We start from the raw sequence: 15,545 nt of genomic DNA, 5'->3' as shown, positions 1-15,545 counted from the left end.
TGAAAGTGGTGTACAATGGAGGTAACGATTAACAATTCGGTTGTCAAAAAGACAAGCCTAAAGAGAGGTGCTAAAAATGAGTTCTTTTGACAAAACGATGCGGTTTGATTTTTCAGAGGAGCCGTTCGAACATGACGTGAAAGAAGTGCTCTTACAGGTTCACGATGCTCTGCAGGAAAAAGGGTACAACCCGATCAATCAAATCGTAGGATACTTATTATCTGGAGACCCGGCTTACATTCCCAGACATCAGGATGCCAGAAATATCATCCGCCGTTTAGAACGAGATGAGATCATCGAAGAATTAGTCAAATCGTATTTGAAACAACACAAAGAGGGATAATAGATGCGTGTAATGGGTTTAGACGTTGGTTCTAAAACAGTCGGAGTCGCAATCAGCGATGAGCTTGGCTGGACAGCTCAGGGAATTGAAACGATTAAGATCGACGAAGATCAAGGTGTGTTCCGGATGGATCGAATAAAGAAACTTGCCGATGAATACCAGGTGGATACCGTTGTGGTTGGAATGCCTAAAAACATGAATAACACGATCGGTCCGCGTGGGGAAGCGTCTAAAGCTTATGGAGAATTGATTCAACAGGAGTTATCCCTTCCCATTAAATACTGGGATGAAAGGCTGAGCACCATGGCTGCTGAACGAGTGCTGTTAGAAGCTGACGTCAGCAGGAAGAAACGTAAGAAAGTGATCGACAAAATGGCTGCGATGATGATCCTTCAAGGATATCTTGACAGCCAAAAATAATGAGGTGAATGTTCATGGAACACGGAGAAAAACAAATTACAGTAGTTGACGAACAAGGAAATGAGCAATTATGCGAGGTCCTTTTCACATTTGAATCAGATAAATTCAATAAATCGTACGTCCTTTACTATCCACTTGGGGCAGATGAGAACGACGAAGAAGAAATCGAAATTCATGCATCTGCATTCATGCCTGGTGACGAAGGCCAGGAAGGCGAATTAAAGCCGATTGAAACAGAAGAAGAGTGGGACATGATCGAAGAAATGTTAAACACTTTCCTTGATGAAGAAGAAGACGCTGAATAAGCAGTCGTCATAGGACTATATGAAACAGGGACCGCAAAAAGGGACAAATAATTCACCCTTTTTGCAGGTCCCTGTTTCACTTTGTGCAAAATATTGTATAATAGTGGAGATGATGTCGAATTGCGCATGACGGATAGCCCGCTTTTTTGCTCGAAGGGGGGAAATGAAAGCGTTGGAAGAAAAGAAAAAGATAAAAGAGACACTTATGAAGAAATTGCTTGAAAGGCAAGAGGAGGCCAAAGTCATTAGAAAAGTAGTAGGACTTGTCATTCTTTGTCTTGTCATTATCATAGGGGGAACGGCCATTGGAGGCTACCTTTATGTGAATTCAGCCCTGAAACCGGTTGATCCTGATAATACGAAAACGGTGAAAGTGGACATCCCCATTGGCTCCGGGGTATCGAGTATAGGAAAAATCCTGGAGGACAAAGGGATCGTTAAGAATTCAACAGTCTTTAAATATTACGTGAAATTCAATAACGAAGCAGGATTCCAGGCAGGTTCTTATGATTTGACGCCTTCCATGACCTTGAATGAAATCGTCAACAGCTTGAAGACTGGTAAGGTCATGAGGAAAGCAGAATTCAAGATTACCATTCCAGAGGGACTTCAATTGGACCAGATCGCAGAGATCATCGCTGAAAAGTCCCCATATAAAAAAGATGAGATTGAAAAGAAATTAAACGATAAGAAATGGCTCGAGCAATTAAAAGAGGAATATCCGGAATTGATTACAGATGAAATCTTCAAGAAAGAAATCAAACGCCCGCTGGAAGGATATCTTTATCCTGCGACGTACCCTTTCTATGAAAAGAAACCATCTTTAGACACGATTTTAAAGAAGATGATCGCGCAAACGAATGAAGTATTGGCTCAATACCAGGAAGCCATGGCAGCAAACGAGTATACGCCTCATGAGCTTCTCACCCTTTCTTCCCTGATCGAGGAAGAAGCGACGGAAAAAGCGGACAGAGGGAAAATTTCAAGTGTGTTCTATAATCGTATGGAAGAAGGTATGCCCCTTCAGACAGATCCGACGGTCTTATATGCATTAGGAAAGCATAAAGACAAAACCGTTTATAAAGATCTTGAAGTGGAATCGCCTTATAACACATACCAGGTGAAGGGGTTGCCGCCTGGTCCGATAGCGAATGCGGGCTTGTCTTCAATTGAAGCCGCCCTGCAGCCGGAGGATACAGAGTATTATTATTTCCTGGCAGCTTCCAACGGCTCGGTATACTATTCTGAAACACTGGATGAACATAACGAGAAAAAAGCAAAATATATTACCAACAAAGAAGAATAGCTCGGTGAGAAGAGGAAAGAAACATTCGCTTTCCTCTTCTCTGTGTGGTAAAATAGTACAAGTTATTTTTATATCCGGGCGTTATCTTGATGAACGTGTGAAGTAGAAAGCTCATTGTAGCTTTCTTCTTTTCATGTTAAGAAAGAAGCGTTACACGGGCACTATTTATGAACATGATCGTGAGGCTTATATATGAACGAACAAGTGATTGGCTATATAGAATCAATCGTGAAAGGACGTCCGGCCTTAATTTCCGAGATGGAGGAATATGCAGTGGAACACAATGTTCCCATCATGGAACTGGTCGGCATCGAAGCGCTCCTGGGGATGTTACGGATCCAACAGCCGAAAGTGATCCTTGAGATCGGGACGGCCATCGGATATTCTGCCCTCCGCATGGCGGGGGCACTTCCAGAGGCGACGGTCGTCACCCTTGAGCGGGATGAAGAAAGATTCGAAGCAGCACAGGGGTTCCTCTCCCGTTCTGAAGATGGCAAAAGGGTCGTCACCCTGTTCGGTGATGCATTGGAGCTTGCCGAGGAAGTGGAAAAGCACGGACCATATGATGCTATCTTTATCGATGCTGCCAAAGGTCAGTACCTTAAATTCTTTGAGCTCTATTCCGGTATGCTGTCTGAAAACGGCGTCGTTTACTCGGATAATGTCTTATTCAAAGGACTGGTTGCAGAAGAACACGTCGAACAGAAACGAATCAGGAACATGGTCAAGAAGCTGCAGAATTATAATGCGTGGCTAATGAATCATGAAGAGTTCGATACAAGTATTTTACCTGTCGGTGACGGAATTGCCATCAGTAAAAAAAGAGGTGAACAACGATGAAAAAGCCGGAACTTCTTGTGACCCCTGCCTCTGTATCCGATATTGAATCATTGGCATCTGCGGGTGCCGATGCCTTCATGATCGGTGAAGAGCGATACGGCCTGAGGCTTGCCGGGGAGTTCTCCAGGGAAGATGTGGGAGAAGCCATCAAAGTCGCCCACAAGCACGATAAGAAAGTATATGTGGCGATGAATGCCCTCTTTCATAATGATAAAGTCGCTGAACTCGATGACTATATTGCCTTTCTTAAAGAGCAAGGGGCGGACGCCATTGTCTTCGGTGATCCCGCCGTATTGATGGCTGCCCGTGAAGTGGCACCGGAGATGAAGCTCCATTGGAATACGGAAACGACGGCCACCAATTGGTACACTTGTAATTATTGGGGCAGAAAAGGGGCGAAGCGTGCAGTACTCGCCCGGGAATTAAGCATGGATAGCATTATCGAAATGAAGGAATATGCAGAGGTCGAAATCGAGGTGCAGGTGCATGGAATGACCTGCATGTTTCAATCCAAACGCTCATTGCTCGGGAACTATTTTGAATATCAAGGCAAAGTGATGGAAATCGAAAATTGGAAAGAACAGCGCAATATGTTCCTTCACGATGAGGAGCGTCACAATAAGTATCCTATCTTTGAAGATGGGAACGGCACGCACATCATGAGCCCGAATGATATGTGCATCATCGATGAACTTGGTGAAATGATGGAAGCGGGTGTCGACTCTTTCAAGATCGATGGAGTGATGAAGTCTTCTGAATATATCCTGGAAGTGACGAAACTGTACCGTATGGCCATTGATTTATGTGCAGAAGACGAAGAGAGTTATGACGAACAGAAAGACGAGTTTCTGGAAGAAGCGAAAAGGCTGCAGCCGGATAATCGCCCGTTGGATACAGGTTTCTTCTTTAAAGAAACCGTGTATTAAGAGCGATAGATTGATCAGAACGGAGGAGTTATGATGACCACGGTGGTGAAAAACCCGATCTCAAAGGTTGTGGATGGGAAGCGTGTCATTGTGAAGAAACCTGAATTACTGGCTCCTGCCGGTAATCTGGAAAAATTGAAGATTGCGGTCCATTATGGGGCAGATGCCGTCTATATCGGCGGGCAGGAATATGGACTGCGTTCAAATGCCGGTAATTTCACCTTTGAAGATATGAAAGAAGGCGTGGAGTTCGCCCGGAAATATGGTGCAAAGATCTATGTCACCACGAATATCTATGCCCATAATGAGAACATGGATGGTCTTGAAGAGTATCTTCGTGGACTGACTAAAGCCGGAGTAGCGGGGATCATTGTCGCAGACCCCCTTATCATTGAAACATGCAGAAGGGTTGCCCCGGATGTAGAGGTGCACTTAAGTACACAGCAGTCCCTTTCAAACTGGAAAGCCGTCCAATTCTGGAAAGAAGAAGGACTGGACCGGGTGGTGCTTGCCCGTGAAGCAAGCGGCAAAGAAATCCAGGAAATGAAAGAGAAAGTGGATATAGAGATTGAGACCTTTATTCATGGAGCGATGTGCATTGCCTACTCCGGTCGTTGTACATTAAGCAACCATATGACCGCGAGAGATTCAAATCGCGGCGGCTGCTGTCAGTCATGCCGCTGGGACTATGATTTATATGAAATGAATGAAGACGGGGAAAATCCCCTTTATGATAAAGAAGATGCACCTTTCGCTATGAGTCCGAAAGACTTGAAGCTTGTCGAATCCATCCCTGGAATGGTCGAATTGGGAATCGACAGTTTGAAGATCGAAGGGCGGATGAAGTCCATTCACTATGTGGCCACTGTCGTAAGTGTGTACCGCAAAGTGATCGATGAATATTGTAAAGACCCGGATAACTTCAAGATCCAAAGGGAGTGGCTCGAGGAGCTTGAGAAGTGCGCAAATCGTGAAACGGCCCCGGCGTTCTTTGAAGGGGTACCCGGATTCAAGGAGCAGATGTTCGGAGTCCACAACAAGAAGAATACAAATTATGAATTTGTCGGACTCGTATTGGACTACGACGAAGACACCCAGATTGTCACCTTGCAGCAACGGAACCATTTTAGAGCCGGACAGGAAGTAGAGTTTTTCGGTCCTGAAATCTCCAATTTTACGCAGGTTATCGAAAAGATGTGGGATGAGCGCGGGAATGAGCTTGACGTTGCCCGTCACCCGTTACAAATTGTGAAATTCAAGGTGCATCAGAGGGTTTACCCTGATAACATGATGCGAAAGGAGAACATCTAATACTTATGAAGCAGAAACCCGTTGTGATCGGTGTAGCAGGAGGATCCGGCTCTGGGAAGACGAGCGTCACCAAAGCCATTTATGAGCAATTCCAAGGTCATTCCATCTTAATGCTGCAGCAGGATTATTATTATAAAGATCAATCGAATCTACCATTTGAGGAACGGTTGAAAACCAATTATGATCACCCATTAGCCTTTGATAATGATTTGTTGATTCAACATTTGCACGGTCTATTGGATCACCAGCCCGTCAATAAGCCGGTGTATGATTACAAAATGCACACCCGCTCGGATGATACGATCCTCGTTGAACCGAAAGATGTCATTATTTTAGAGGGAATTTTAGTATTAGAAGATGAAAGATTGCGTAACTTAATGGATATTAAGCTTTACGTAGATACAGATGCGGATCTTCGGATCATCAGAAGGATGCTTCGCGACATTAAAGAGCGCGGGCGTTCCATCGATTCTGTCATCGATCAATACATTACGGTCGTCCGTCCGATGCATAATCAATTCATCGAACCAACGAAGCGATATGCCGATGTGATCATTCCTGAAGGCGGTCATAATCACGTGGCAATCGATTTAATGGTAACAAAAATTCAAACAATTCTTGAACAAAAGTCATTTTTGTAATACGATAGCATAGATAAAGACATATAGGCGAAGGTTACCATTTCCCACATTGTAAAGAAGCAGGGAATGGAGGGAGAAGACATTCTCCCTCCATTCCCTCCCTTTACATACGTAGCACATTTACATATGGAGCATGGGAAGCTCTTAGATAGAAAAGGAGTGAAGAGGGTCATGAGTACAGAAAAAGTATTTCCTATGACAGCAGAAGGTAAAGAGAAGTTAGAAAAAGAACTGGAGAATTTGAAAACGGTTAAACGTAAAGAAGTCGTCGAGCGCATCAAGATTGCCCGCAGCTTCGGGGATTTATCCGAGAACTCTGAGTACGACGCAGCGAAAGATGAACAAGCATTCGTTGAAGGTCGTATTTCCACATTGGAAAACATGATTCGCAATGCAAAGATCATTCAAGAAAATGACATGAATTCAGATACAGTACAATTAGGAAAAAAAGTGACATTCGTGGAATTGCCTGACGGAGACAAAGAAACATACACAATCGTCGGCAGTGCAGAGGCGGATCCATTTGAAGGAAAGATTTCAAATGATTCACCAATCGCGAAAAGCCTTCTTGGCCATAAAGTAGGCGCAGAAGTGAATGTTCAGACTCCAGGCGGGGAAATGAGCGTCAAGATTGTAGAAGTAAGCTGATCACCCGGGAAGGGGCTCCAATTTAGAGCCTCTTCTTTTTTTATGATTAATTCGCATAAAACTCGTCAACAATGGGGACGAGGTGACAAAATGAAACGGAAACGAATCAGGTTGTTCAGTATCGTCTTATTACTTGCTCTCTCAGGACTTTCAGGTAGGTTGATGCAATTGCAATTATTCCAGACTGAATCCTATTCCAAACACAAAATCAACCTTCTTGAAGAGAGTGTCGCACAAAGGACGCAAGCATTGGTGATCGATGAAGGCAGGGGGGAGTTTCTTGATCGGAACGGTGAACCCCTTACGTATACAGAAAAGAATGTTCTGGTCCTTTTCCCGTTTCTAAAACAACTGGATTGGCCGGTGGATAAAGTGGCAGAGATCCTTCATGTTCCTCAGCAGACGATCCAAACGAAAGTGGAGGAAGCGAAAGGGCCGATCGTTTTCGGCGGGAAGGATCCGTTAAGGCTTTCAGAAGAACAGATGAAGGAAATTAATTCTCTTGAAATACAGGGAGTGTTCGCCCTTACGAAAAAGTATAAAAGCGACGAAGTACCTGCTTCCCAGCTGATAGGGGTCACCGGGGAAAATACAGACGTATTCCACGAACGCTACCCCGACAAAGTGAAGGGGGCGAATCAGAAAATCGGTGTGTCTGGACTTCAGGAGAGTTTTGATGAGTGGCTGGTCGCAGAAGAGGAAGCGAAACTGATCTATCATGTCGATGCAAGGGGTGGCCCTTTATTCGGTGTGGATGTAAAGTATCTGGCACCTGCCAATCCCTTTTACCCACTGAATGTGAAAACGACCATCGATAGAGGGATGCAAGAGGCACTCGAAGATGTGGCGGATACGTACAACATCCAAAAAGGGGGGCTGTTGCTCCTGGATATTGAAAAGAGTGAAATACTCGCCAGTGTATCCAGACCAGCCATGAAGAGCCGGGATCCATTCAGTGGAGGAGCGGGGAATCTCATGCTGAAAGCGTTGATACCGGGTTCAGTGTTCAAGACCGTCGTCGCAGCTGCAGCCATGGATGAGGGGATGGTAGATGAACGCAGGCTTTTCCCTTGTGATGAAGACATCCGTGGCGGGAGCGCTGAAAAGCCTCACGGCACCATTAACATTAAGACAAGCATAGCCGTCAGCTGTAACCGTACATTTGCGGATCTTGCTAAAGAGCTGACAGAGAAGGATGACCACCTGCTCGATGAGTATGCCGAGAAAATCGGACTGATCGGTGACATTGCATGGAGAGGCAACGTCTTTCATTACGAAAGCTTTCCTCAGCTTCAGGTGAGTGAAGGAAGGATCTTCGCTACTGACGGGGACAGGGCTGAACCTAAACTGGTCGCCCAGACAGGTATCGGGCAACAGGAAGTCCGCGTCACACCGCTTGGCATCGCCAATATGATGGCCACGATTGCCAGGGGGGGAGAGAAATTTCAGGTGAGTGCCGTCTCTTCTGTGCAGTATCAAAATGGCACCAACATGTTTTCCTTCCCTCAACAGAAGATCGAGGGTGCGACGATCACCCCTTTCACGGCCATGAAGCTTCAGCAGTACCTGCGGGGTGTGGTGAACTCCCCGGAAGGTACGGCACCCTATTTGCAAAACGCGGCCTATACCATTGCCGGGAAGACTGGAACCGCACAGACAGGGAATTATCGGGGAGAAAGAGTGAAAGCAAATGAATTATATAATAAATGGTTCGCAGGCTACTTTCCCTTCGAAGATCCCAAATACGCATTGGTGGCCGTCAACATGGACGTGACCATAGGCGAAGGGGGAATTTACCCGATCTTCAAAGACAGCGTCGATGCTGTCTACCGGCTTGATCATGAGTAGGAAGGAGTCCCGTGCGTTCTGTGACCTTTTTCCCTTTATAGCTGAATCATCCCGGGATGGATAATGTTTCGCTTTATTCTTTTCCTCTTATCATGTTAAAATGTTTAGGATAATAGGGAGGGAACAAAATGGCGAAATACCAATCTCGATTAGATAAACGGTCTAAAAAGAATACTAATAAACTGTTAAACATAATGATTGCAATCGTACTTCTATTAATTGTCGTGGTAGGAGGCACCATCGTACTTGGAGGGGGCGGCGACGAAAAGGCAACGACAGACGCCCCGAAGAATTCAGAAACCAAAAGTGCTGACAAGAGCGATAAGGCGACGAAAGAAAAAGACAACTCCGTTTCCATGGATGAGAAAGACGATTCTAAGGATAAAGCGGACGATGAACTAAAAGATGAAGACAAGAAGAAAGATGATGAGAAAAAGAAAGACGAGTCTTCTGATGAGGAGCAGGATTCTGTCGCATTAGACGGGGAAGACCAAAGTAAGATGAAGGTCGAGGAAAGTGACGACCCCAATGTAGTAAAAACGATGGTGCATCCTGACTGGAAGCCTATCGGCACCGAGCAGTCAGGTGAACACGTTTCTTCCTATGATACAGGAAGCGTCGACTGGAACGAAAAAGTTAAGGCTACTTCTTATGCAACGGGCATTCCCGAAAGTAACATGACCATTTGGTATATCGAAGGGAATGGAGGGCCTCAAAAGTCCATGGCGACCGTAACGGCCAAAGACACCAAAATCCCTTACCGGGTGTATCTGCAATGGGTCGACGGCAAAGGATGGCAGCCGACGAAGGTGCAGGAATTAAAGGAAAATGATAAAGACTGATGGATATAAAAAGGCCCTTCCAATCAAATGGAAGGGCCTTTTTACATGAATTACTTCTTCACTTTAAAATGAACCACGGCACTGTATAATCTTCTGCCGTTCTCATCGATGGAAACGGAATGATCCACGTGATGGACGGAGAGCATGATGGCTTTATTATGCTGGATCTGTTCGTCTACCTTTTTCTCCAAAGTCCTGAGATTGTCAGCTTCGAAAAACTCCACTTTATCTTCTATTAAATCGAATGAAATATTCATGGTGAACCTCCTAATTATGCGTGATGCGGAAAGGCTTTCTCCCTCTATTTTAGAGCCCCTCCATCCTTTTGACAATGAATTATTGTTGAATTCATCAGGAGAATATGATAATTTAATAACAGTTTTAAAATTAATTCATAGTATGTTTATAGGAATTATAAACTTAATGCAGCTGAGGTGCTGAACCATGGGTAGAGAATTTTTAGATCTGTTCGGTGACTGGGCAGATTCGTATGATGATACAGTGACAGGAAAAGATGTGGAATATCAAGCCGTATTCGAACACTATGATTCAATTCTTGACGGGGTGGTCGCCCGTTCAAAGGGGAAGGTGGTCGAGTTTGGACCCGGTACAGGGAATTTAACCAAGAAGCTATTGGATGCGGGACTCGAGGTCATCCCCTATGAACCCTCTCCGGAAATGAGAGCGATTGGAATGCAGAAGCTTGGTGATCGTGTCACATTCCGGGACGGCGATTTTCTGGATTTTTCTTTAGAGGGAAAAGCCGATTCCATCGTAAGCTCTTACGCATTTCATCATTTAACCGATGAAGAAAAGGGAAAAGCTTTCGGCATCTATGGAAAGCTTCTAGTACAAGGTGGTAAAATAGTATTTGCTGATACAATGTTTGAGACCGATCAGCATCATCAAGCCGCCATATCCCAAGCGATCAAGAAAGAGTATGTCAATCTGGCTGAAGATTTAAAACGGGAATATTACACGACTCTCGAAGTGTTAAGAGAGCTTTTGCGAGAGAATGGGTTTTCTGTACAGTTTCAGCAAGTGAATACATTTGTGTGGATCATGGAGGCGACTAAACAGTAGAAAGAGGTTTTAGCAATGAAAATCGCCATCATCGGAGCAATGGAAGAAGAAGTAACCTTATTAAGAGAGAATATTTCAAACCCGAAAGTGGAAACCATCGCAGGGTGTGAATATACAAGCGGTACAATGCATGACAAAGAAGTGATTTTGCTTCGTTCAGGAATCGGGAAAGTGAATGCAGCGATGTCTACGGCTGTCCTATTGCAGCACTTCAAACCGGATTGCATCATCAACACAGGGTCAGCAGGAGGATTCGATCCTTCTCTAAATGTCGGTGATGTAGTCATTTCAACTGAAGTAAGACATCATGATGTGGATGTAACGGCTTTTGGCTATGAATACGGCCAGGTTCCCCAGCTTCCGGCAGCTTTTACGGCAGACGAGAACTTGAAGCAAACAGCGATCAATAGTGTGAAGGAACTCGGAGATGCACAGGTGGTTTCCGGATTGATTGCTACTGGGGATTCATTCATGAATGATCCAGTGAGGGTGGATGCGATCCGTGACAAATTCACGGATTTGCAGGCAGTGGAAATGGAAGCGGCAGCGATCGCCCAAGTAGCGCATCAATTCCACGTACCATTTGTCATCATCCGTTCCCTTTCCGACATCGCCGGCAAGGAATCAGATGTGTCTTTCGATCAATACCTGGAAAAAGCTGCACTTCATTCAGCTAAAATGGTCATGAATATCGTGAAATCTGTTTAATAGAAAGAGAATATAGCTGACCCAGGCATCTACCCCTCTTACCGTGTGTACCAGGCTTGTTCAGACGAACAGTCCTTTTCATTGGTAATGAAGACGGTTTGGTGAAAGGGTCAGTTTTTTTGGTTGAAAGGGGATTGAATATATGGACGTGTATAAAAGTGTACATGACCTGATAGGGAATACACCGATTGTTGAACTGACGCATTTCCCGCTGAAGAACGGGGTCCGCCTCTTCGCGAAGCTTGAATTCTTTAATCCCGGAGGCAGTGTGAAGGATCGATTGGGGCTTGAGCTGTTAAGAGATGCAGTGGAGAATGGCAAGATCATGCCAGGGGGTACCTTCATCGAACCAACGGCAGGTAATACGGGGATCGGCCTGGCTTTAGCCGCCGTCAATTCAGGATATAAAGTGAAGTTCTGTATCCCTGAGAAATTCAGCGTGGAGAAACAGGAACTGATGAAAGCCCTTGGAGCGGAAATCGTCCATACCCCCACTGAAGAAGGCATGAAGGGTGCCATCGCGAAAGCTGCTGAATTGGTAGAAGAGACCCCTAACTCGTATTCCCCACAGCAATTCGGGAACGAAGCCAACCCGAATACGTATTACAGAACATTAGGACCGGAACTCTGGAAACAGATGGACGGTCACATCCATACATTTGTCGCCGGCGCAGGGACAGGCGGGACCTTCATGGGGACTGCACGCTACCTTAAAGAAATGAAGGACACGATTAAAACAGTGATCGTGGAGCCTGAAGGATCGATCCTGAATGGGGGAGAGTCAGGCCCACATAAAACAGAAGGCATCGGGATGGAGTTCCTGCCTGGATATATGGATGCAAGTTATTTTAACAGTATCCATACCGTCACTGACGAGGATGCCTTCACAAGGGTAAAGGAACTTGCATTATTGGAAGGGCTGCTGGTAGGCAGTTCTTCCGGAGCTGCCCTGCATGCAGCGCTAGTGGAAGCAGAAAAGGCTGAACCGGGTAGCCATATTGTCACCATCTTCCCGGATTCAAGTGAGAGATATTTAAGCAAAAAAATATACCAAGGAGGAATCTAATCATGAAAAAGAAAACGCAATTAATCCACGGTGGTATCCCTACAGATCCTCAAACAGGTGCTGTATCCACTCCCATATACCAGGTGAGTACGTATAAGCAGGATGAAGTAGGAAAGCACAAGGGGTTCGAATATTCTCGCTCAGGAAATCCCACACGACATGCCCTTGAAGAGCTGATTAAAGATCTTGAAGGCGGGGAAAAAGGCTTTGCATTCGGCTCGGGAATGGCGGCGATCACTGCAGTCATGATGATGTTCAACAGCGGGGATCATATTGTGATGACAGATGATGTGTACGGAGGGACATACCGTGTCATGACGAAGGTGTTAAACCGGATCGGCATCGAGTCCACTTTCGTAGATACTAGCGATGTAAACACTATCGAAAAGGCCATCCAGCCGAATACAAAAGCGGTTTATATTGAAACACCGACCAACCCATTGCTGAAAATCACAGATATCGAGGCAGCGGCTTCATTAGCCAAGAAACACAATCTGCTGACCATCGTAGATAATACGTTCAGTACACCTTACTGGCAGAACCCGATTGCCCTGGGAGCGGACATTGTCCTTCATAGTGCTACGAAATACATCGGTGGACACAGTGACGTTGTGGCAGGTCTCGTTGTAGTGAATTCAGAAGAACTGGCTGAAGAATTATTCTTTGTACAGAATTCAACAGGCGGTGTCCTTGGGCCGCAGGATTCATGGTTATTGATTCGCGGGATCAAGACCTTGGGGCTGCGTATGGAGGAGCATGAAGAAAACACCAGGAAAATTGTCGAGTTCCTGACGGCTCATCCGAAAGTATCGAAGGTTTACTATCCTGGTCTTGAAACTCATCCGAATCATGCCATCGCCAAAAAGCAGGCATCAGGATTCGGCGGGATGGTCTCCTTTGATGTAGGCAGTGAGGAAAATGCAGACCGTCTTCTGACCAATACGAGATATTTCACGTTGGCTGAAAGTCTCGGAGCAGTGGAAAGTCTTATTTCCGTTCCGGCTCGCATGACCCATGCGTCCATTCCGGCGGAGCGTCGGAACGAACTGGGGATCACAGACGGCCTTGTCCGGATATCCGTCGGTCTTGAAGATGTGGAGGATTTGATTGAAGATATAGACAACGCCCTTTCCAAGTAACCCTTGGCAGAACTGGTATCAATTACATGGTAGGCTGTATAGAATCATATGTTACCATAGAATGAGAGTTTACTAGTTCAAAAGTAGGTGAATGCAATGAAGAACACAAGCAAAAAGATCATTCAACATAAGGTCGTTGATTTCAAACGATTTGGTTTTACATTACTTGCACTGAGTGTCTTTATGTATTTAGGTGTCATCATTCCGACAGTGACCGTTACACCCGGCAAAATGATGCCCCTCATGACAGGGACCGTTGTTTTACTCGGGCTGTCACTATACTTCTTCATAAAAGCAATTAAATATAAAAAAGATCTGCAATCAGCGGATGAATAATAGATGAAAAAAGCGGGTTCTCAGTGAGGACCCGCTCTTTTATGTGGAAATTTGTAGAAAAAAGAATGAAGAAAAGAGTTTACTTTGGTGCAATAATTGGATATACTAACCAATGTAAGAAAAAAATCACAAGAGGGAGGTCGAAGAAAATGTTCGTGCTTATTGGAAAAAAAGACACAACTTCATATTGTTTTGATCATTCGACCGCTTGTGGGATGTTTTCTGCTTAATTTGAATTTCATTCAATAATAGCCACAGGGAGAATGTAGATCCCTGTGGTTTTTTTGTGCCACAAGGGTCGGTCGCTTTGTGGCTATTTACTATGCCCTGCATACTTGCAGGAACGTTGAAAGGGGTGATATTGTATGACACTGAATCTTTTATTTATAACGGTAACCTTCAATAAGAAACAGAAAACGTTTGAAGAAGCTTCTCATCATGAAATGGTTTTAAAAAGCTATGAAGAAACGAAAACAAAGCAGCACTCTATGCCTCAAATGTTTTAATCCTAAAAAACCAACACATGGAGAGGAGAATGAAAAATGATTTATGTACAGGAGAAAATGCTGAATGCGCTATGGGTAGAGAAGGATACTGCCTAACGAACCAGAAGGTGGTGGAGAGATGTTTTTGAATATTGTCATTTGGTCCGCTTTCTTCCATAGAAAGAAGACCCGTGAACTCAAATAACCAATGAAGGAGGACCCCTATGGACGGGGGTCCTCCTTTTGTCTTCGGTCACATATCTGTCAATACTTAGTAAAGAGTTGTTCACGAATGGTAGGGGAATTTCCGTTTTTTCGTGATACATTAATAGTAGGAAATGCAATTTAATGAGGGAGAGGATGACAATGTTTTCAATGATCATGGGTCTTATCCTGACGTCTGTAATTGGTTTGATCATTTCGGCTGAAGTCAGTGTAGAGTAGAAAATAAAGAAAAGCGGTCCCGGGACCGCTTTTCTTTATTAGGATTTATTCCTTTTTTCTTTTTCCTCCCGGTAGAATTCATGAAACATTTTCATGAGGGCACGCTTTTCGATCCTTGAGACATAGCTCCTCGATATCCCCAATTCTTTTGCGATTTCCCTCTGCGTTTTTTCTTCTTTTAAATCCAGACCGAAACGCCCGACGATGACTTCCTTTTCCCTTTCGTCCAGTACGCAAATATATTTTCTCACCTTTTCGAGTTCCATGCTTAACTGAATCGTATCGATGACATCATCGCTCTCCGATTTCAAGATATCGATCAAGCTGATTTCATTTCCTTCTTTATCCTGGCCGATGGGATCGTGGAGTGAGACATCTTTCTTGGTTTTCTTCAGGGCACGGAGGTGCATGAGGATTTCATTCTCAATACATCGTGCCGCATAGGTGGCAAGCTTGGTTCCCTTTCCTTCAGAATAACTTTCGATCGCTTTGATCAATCCGATGGTGCCGATGGAAATCAAATCTTCTGGATCTTCGCCTGTGTTTTCGAATTTCTTGACGATGTGGGCAACCAACCTGAGATTATGTTCGATGAGCATGTTGCGGGCGTGTTCATCCCCTTCCGCCATCAGCTTTAGATATTTTCGTTCATCTGCAGCGGATAATGGTTGCGGAAAGGCATTATTCTTAACGTAAGAAACGAGGAAAATTAACTCCTTAAAGAAATAACCCAGTGCTGTTAGAACTCCAGACATATTTCCACCTCCATGATGACTTGAGCCTATATTCATTCATATGTCTATAAGGGGATGTCCTTGCATGTCCGGTGAAAGTAATCAGGAATTGGAACATTT

Annotated in this window: 19 protein-coding genes; 17 read left to right on the top strand and 2 right to left on the bottom strand. The window is 44.7% G+C overall.

What is annotated here, in order from left to right; all coding sequences use genetic code 11:
* The first annotated feature begins 76 nt into the window (after positions 1 to 76).
* The 11 genes from M1J35_RS17950 to M1J35_RS17900 all read left to right on the top strand — a co-directional run bounded on the left by M1J35_RS17950 (position 77) and on the right by M1J35_RS17900 (position 9,430).
* Positions 77 to 343: an IreB family regulatory phosphoprotein gene (locus tag M1J35_RS17950; RefSeq protein ID WP_034757362.1), complete on the top strand. Its 267-nt coding sequence runs from the start codon at positions 77 to 79 to the stop codon at positions 341 to 343.
* Between the two features lie 3 nt (positions 344 to 346).
* Positions 347 to 763 carry a Holliday junction resolvase RuvX gene (ruvX, locus tag M1J35_RS17945; protein ID WP_254651853.1) on the top strand — a complete coding sequence of 139 codons (417 nt, stop codon included), beginning with the start codon at positions 347 to 349 and terminating at the stop codon, positions 761 to 763.
* Between the two features lie 14 nt (positions 764 to 777).
* The gene (locus M1J35_RS17940) at positions 778 to 1,068 is read left to right on the top strand and encodes a DUF1292 domain-containing protein (RefSeq protein WP_034757367.1); all 291 of its coding nucleotides are present in this window, start codon (positions 778 to 780) and stop codon (positions 1,066 to 1,068) included.
* A 163-nt stretch (positions 1,069 to 1,231) separates the two neighbouring features.
* Entirely contained in the window at positions 1,232 to 2,374 is a 1,143-nt protein-coding gene (mltG, locus tag M1J35_RS17935) for an endolytic transglycosylase MltG (protein ID WP_034757370.1), read from the top strand.
* A 192-nt stretch (positions 2,375 to 2,566) separates the two neighbouring features.
* Positions 2,567 to 3,214 carry an O-methyltransferase gene (locus M1J35_RS17930; RefSeq protein ID WP_254651852.1) on the top strand — a complete coding sequence of 216 codons (648 nt, stop codon included), beginning with the start codon at positions 2,567 to 2,569 and terminating at the stop codon, positions 3,212 to 3,214.
* Complete coding sequence (locus M1J35_RS17925; RefSeq protein WP_254651851.1) at positions 3,211 to 4,140, top strand: peptidase U32 family protein; 930 nt, start codon at positions 3,211 to 3,213, stop codon at positions 4,138 to 4,140. The genes M1J35_RS17930 and M1J35_RS17925 overlap by 4 nt, the downstream gene beginning before the upstream one ends.
* 33 nt (positions 4,141 to 4,173) lie before the next feature.
* A complete protein-coding gene (locus M1J35_RS17920) occupies positions 4,174 to 5,451 on the top strand; it encodes a peptidase U32 family protein (RefSeq protein ID WP_254653793.1) in 1,278 nt (425 codons plus the stop codon).
* Positions 5,452 to 5,456: 5 nt separating this feature from the next.
* Positions 5,457 to 6,092, top strand: coding sequence for a uridine kinase (udk, locus tag M1J35_RS17915; protein ID WP_060670737.1), 636 nt, complete (start codon positions 5,457 to 5,459; stop codon positions 6,090 to 6,092).
* A gap of 171 nt (positions 6,093 to 6,263) precedes the next feature.
* The gene (gene greA, locus M1J35_RS17910) at positions 6,264 to 6,740 is read left to right on the top strand and encodes a transcription elongation factor GreA (protein WP_224519467.1); all 477 of its coding nucleotides are present in this window, start codon (positions 6,264 to 6,266) and stop codon (positions 6,738 to 6,740) included.
* A gap of 90 nt (positions 6,741 to 6,830) precedes the next feature.
* Positions 6,831 to 8,588 carry a peptidoglycan D,D-transpeptidase FtsI family protein gene (locus tag M1J35_RS17905; protein WP_254651850.1) on the top strand — a complete coding sequence of 586 codons (1,758 nt, stop codon included), beginning with the start codon at positions 6,831 to 6,833 and terminating at the stop codon, positions 8,586 to 8,588.
* A 128-nt stretch (positions 8,589 to 8,716) separates the two neighbouring features.
* A complete protein-coding gene (locus tag M1J35_RS17900) occupies positions 8,717 to 9,430 on the top strand; it encodes a YrrS family protein (RefSeq protein ID WP_254651849.1) in 714 nt (237 codons plus the stop codon).
* Positions 9,431 to 9,480: 50 nt separating this feature from the next.
* On the opposite strand, the gene M1J35_RS17895 is transcribed toward M1J35_RS17900, so the two are convergent.
* Complete coding sequence (locus M1J35_RS17895) at positions 9,481 to 9,687, bottom strand: DUF2536 family protein (RefSeq protein ID WP_034757389.1); 207 nt, start codon at positions 9,685 to 9,687, stop codon at positions 9,481 to 9,483.
* A gap of 187 nt (positions 9,688 to 9,874) precedes the next feature.
* Between M1J35_RS17895 and M1J35_RS17890 the strand changes: the two genes are divergently transcribed.
* The 6 genes from M1J35_RS17890 to M1J35_RS17865 all read left to right on the top strand — a co-directional run bounded on the left by M1J35_RS17890 (position 9,875) and on the right by M1J35_RS17865 (position 14,268).
* Positions 9,875 to 10,513: a class I SAM-dependent DNA methyltransferase gene (locus tag M1J35_RS17890; RefSeq protein ID WP_254651848.1), complete on the top strand. Its 639-nt coding sequence runs from the start codon at positions 9,875 to 9,877 to the stop codon at positions 10,511 to 10,513.
* Positions 10,514 to 10,528: 15 nt separating this feature from the next.
* A complete protein-coding gene (gene mtnN, locus M1J35_RS17885; RefSeq protein WP_254651847.1) occupies positions 10,529 to 11,221 on the top strand; it encodes a 5'-methylthioadenosine/S-adenosylhomocysteine nucleosidase in 693 nt (230 codons plus the stop codon).
* A gap of 142 nt (positions 11,222 to 11,363) precedes the next feature.
* The gene (locus M1J35_RS17880) at positions 11,364 to 12,287 is read left to right on the top strand and encodes a PLP-dependent cysteine synthase family protein (protein ID WP_254651846.1); all 924 of its coding nucleotides are present in this window, start codon (positions 11,364 to 11,366) and stop codon (positions 12,285 to 12,287) included.
* Positions 12,288 to 12,289: 2 nt separating this feature from the next.
* Positions 12,290 to 13,426: a bifunctional cystathionine gamma-lyase/homocysteine desulfhydrase gene (locus M1J35_RS17875; RefSeq protein WP_034757402.1), complete on the top strand. Its 1,137-nt coding sequence runs from the start codon at positions 12,290 to 12,292 to the stop codon at positions 13,424 to 13,426.
* A gap of 96 nt (positions 13,427 to 13,522) precedes the next feature.
* The gene (locus M1J35_RS17870) at positions 13,523 to 13,762 is read left to right on the top strand and encodes a YrhC family protein (RefSeq protein WP_224519473.1); all 240 of its coding nucleotides are present in this window, start codon (positions 13,523 to 13,525) and stop codon (positions 13,760 to 13,762) included.
* Positions 13,763 to 14,127: 365 nt separating this feature from the next.
* Positions 14,128 to 14,268, top strand: coding sequence for a YrzI family small protein (locus tag M1J35_RS17865; protein ID WP_254651845.1), 141 nt, complete (start codon positions 14,128 to 14,130; stop codon positions 14,266 to 14,268).
* Between the two features lie 461 nt (positions 14,269 to 14,729).
* Here M1J35_RS17865 and sigK read toward each other — a convergent pair whose 3' ends face one another.
* On the bottom strand, positions 14,730 to 15,446 hold the full coding sequence (gene sigK / locus M1J35_RS17860) for an RNA polymerase sporulation sigma factor SigK (RefSeq protein ID WP_034757411.1): 717 nt from the start codon (positions 15,444 to 15,446) through the stop codon (positions 14,730 to 14,732).
* Between the last annotated feature and the right edge of the window lie 99 nt (positions 15,447 to 15,545).

Source organism: Rossellomorea sp. KS-H15a (assembly GCF_024195245.1).
Classification (GTDB): Bacteria; Bacillota; Bacilli; order Bacillales; family Bacillaceae_B; genus Rossellomorea; species Rossellomorea vietnamensis.
Note: the sequence above shows the minus strand (reverse complement) of the source record. Positions and strands in the feature narration are given on the sequence as shown.

Coding starts and splice junctions, on each gene's coding strand:
- M1J35_RS17950 (WP_034757362.1), top strand. CDS start 77: ATGAGTTCTTTTGACAAAACGATGCGGTTTGATTTTTCAGAGGAGCCG.
- mltG (WP_034757370.1), top strand. CDS start 1,232: ATGAAAGCGTTGGAAGAAAAGAAAAAGATAAAAGAGACACTTATGAAG.
- ruvX (WP_254651853.1), top strand. CDS start 347: ATGCGTGTAATGGGTTTAGACGTTGGTTCTAAAACAGTCGGAGTCGCA.
- M1J35_RS17895 (WP_034757389.1), bottom strand. CDS start 9,687: ATGAATATTTCATTCGATTTAATAGAAGATAAAGTGGAGTTTTTCGAA.
- sigK (WP_034757411.1), bottom strand. CDS start 15,446: ATGTCTGGAGTTCTAACAGCACTGGGTTATTTCTTTAAGGAGTTAATT.
- M1J35_RS17870 (WP_224519473.1), top strand. CDS start 13,523: ATGAAGAACACAAGCAAAAAGATCATTCAACATAAGGTCGTTGATTTC.
- M1J35_RS17905 (WP_254651850.1), top strand. CDS start 6,831: ATGAAACGGAAACGAATCAGGTTGTTCAGTATCGTCTTATTACTTGCT.
- M1J35_RS17865 (WP_254651845.1), top strand. CDS start 14,128: ATGACACTGAATCTTTTATTTATAACGGTAACCTTCAATAAGAAACAG.
- udk (WP_060670737.1), top strand. CDS start 5,457: ATGAAGCAGAAACCCGTTGTGATCGGTGTAGCAGGAGGATCCGGCTCT.
- M1J35_RS17880 (WP_254651846.1), top strand. CDS start 11,364: ATGGACGTGTATAAAAGTGTACATGACCTGATAGGGAATACACCGATT.
- M1J35_RS17890 (WP_254651848.1), top strand. CDS start 9,875: ATGGGTAGAGAATTTTTAGATCTGTTCGGTGACTGGGCAGATTCGTAT.
- M1J35_RS17920 (WP_254653793.1), top strand. CDS start 4,174: ATGACCACGGTGGTGAAAAACCCGATCTCAAAGGTTGTGGATGGGAAG.
- M1J35_RS17925 (WP_254651851.1), top strand. CDS start 3,211: ATGAAAAAGCCGGAACTTCTTGTGACCCCTGCCTCTGTATCCGATATT.
- M1J35_RS17900 (WP_254651849.1), top strand. CDS start 8,717: ATGGCGAAATACCAATCTCGATTAGATAAACGGTCTAAAAAGAATACT.
- M1J35_RS17940 (WP_034757367.1), top strand. CDS start 778: ATGGAACACGGAGAAAAACAAATTACAGTAGTTGACGAACAAGGAAAT.
- greA (WP_224519467.1), top strand. CDS start 6,264: ATGAGTACAGAAAAAGTATTTCCTATGACAGCAGAAGGTAAAGAGAAG.
- mtnN (WP_254651847.1), top strand. CDS start 10,529: ATGAAAATCGCCATCATCGGAGCAATGGAAGAAGAAGTAACCTTATTA.
- M1J35_RS17930 (WP_254651852.1), top strand. CDS start 2,567: ATGAACGAACAAGTGATTGGCTATATAGAATCAATCGTGAAAGGACGT.
- M1J35_RS17875 (WP_034757402.1), top strand. CDS start 12,290: ATGAAAAAGAAAACGCAATTAATCCACGGTGGTATCCCTACAGATCCT.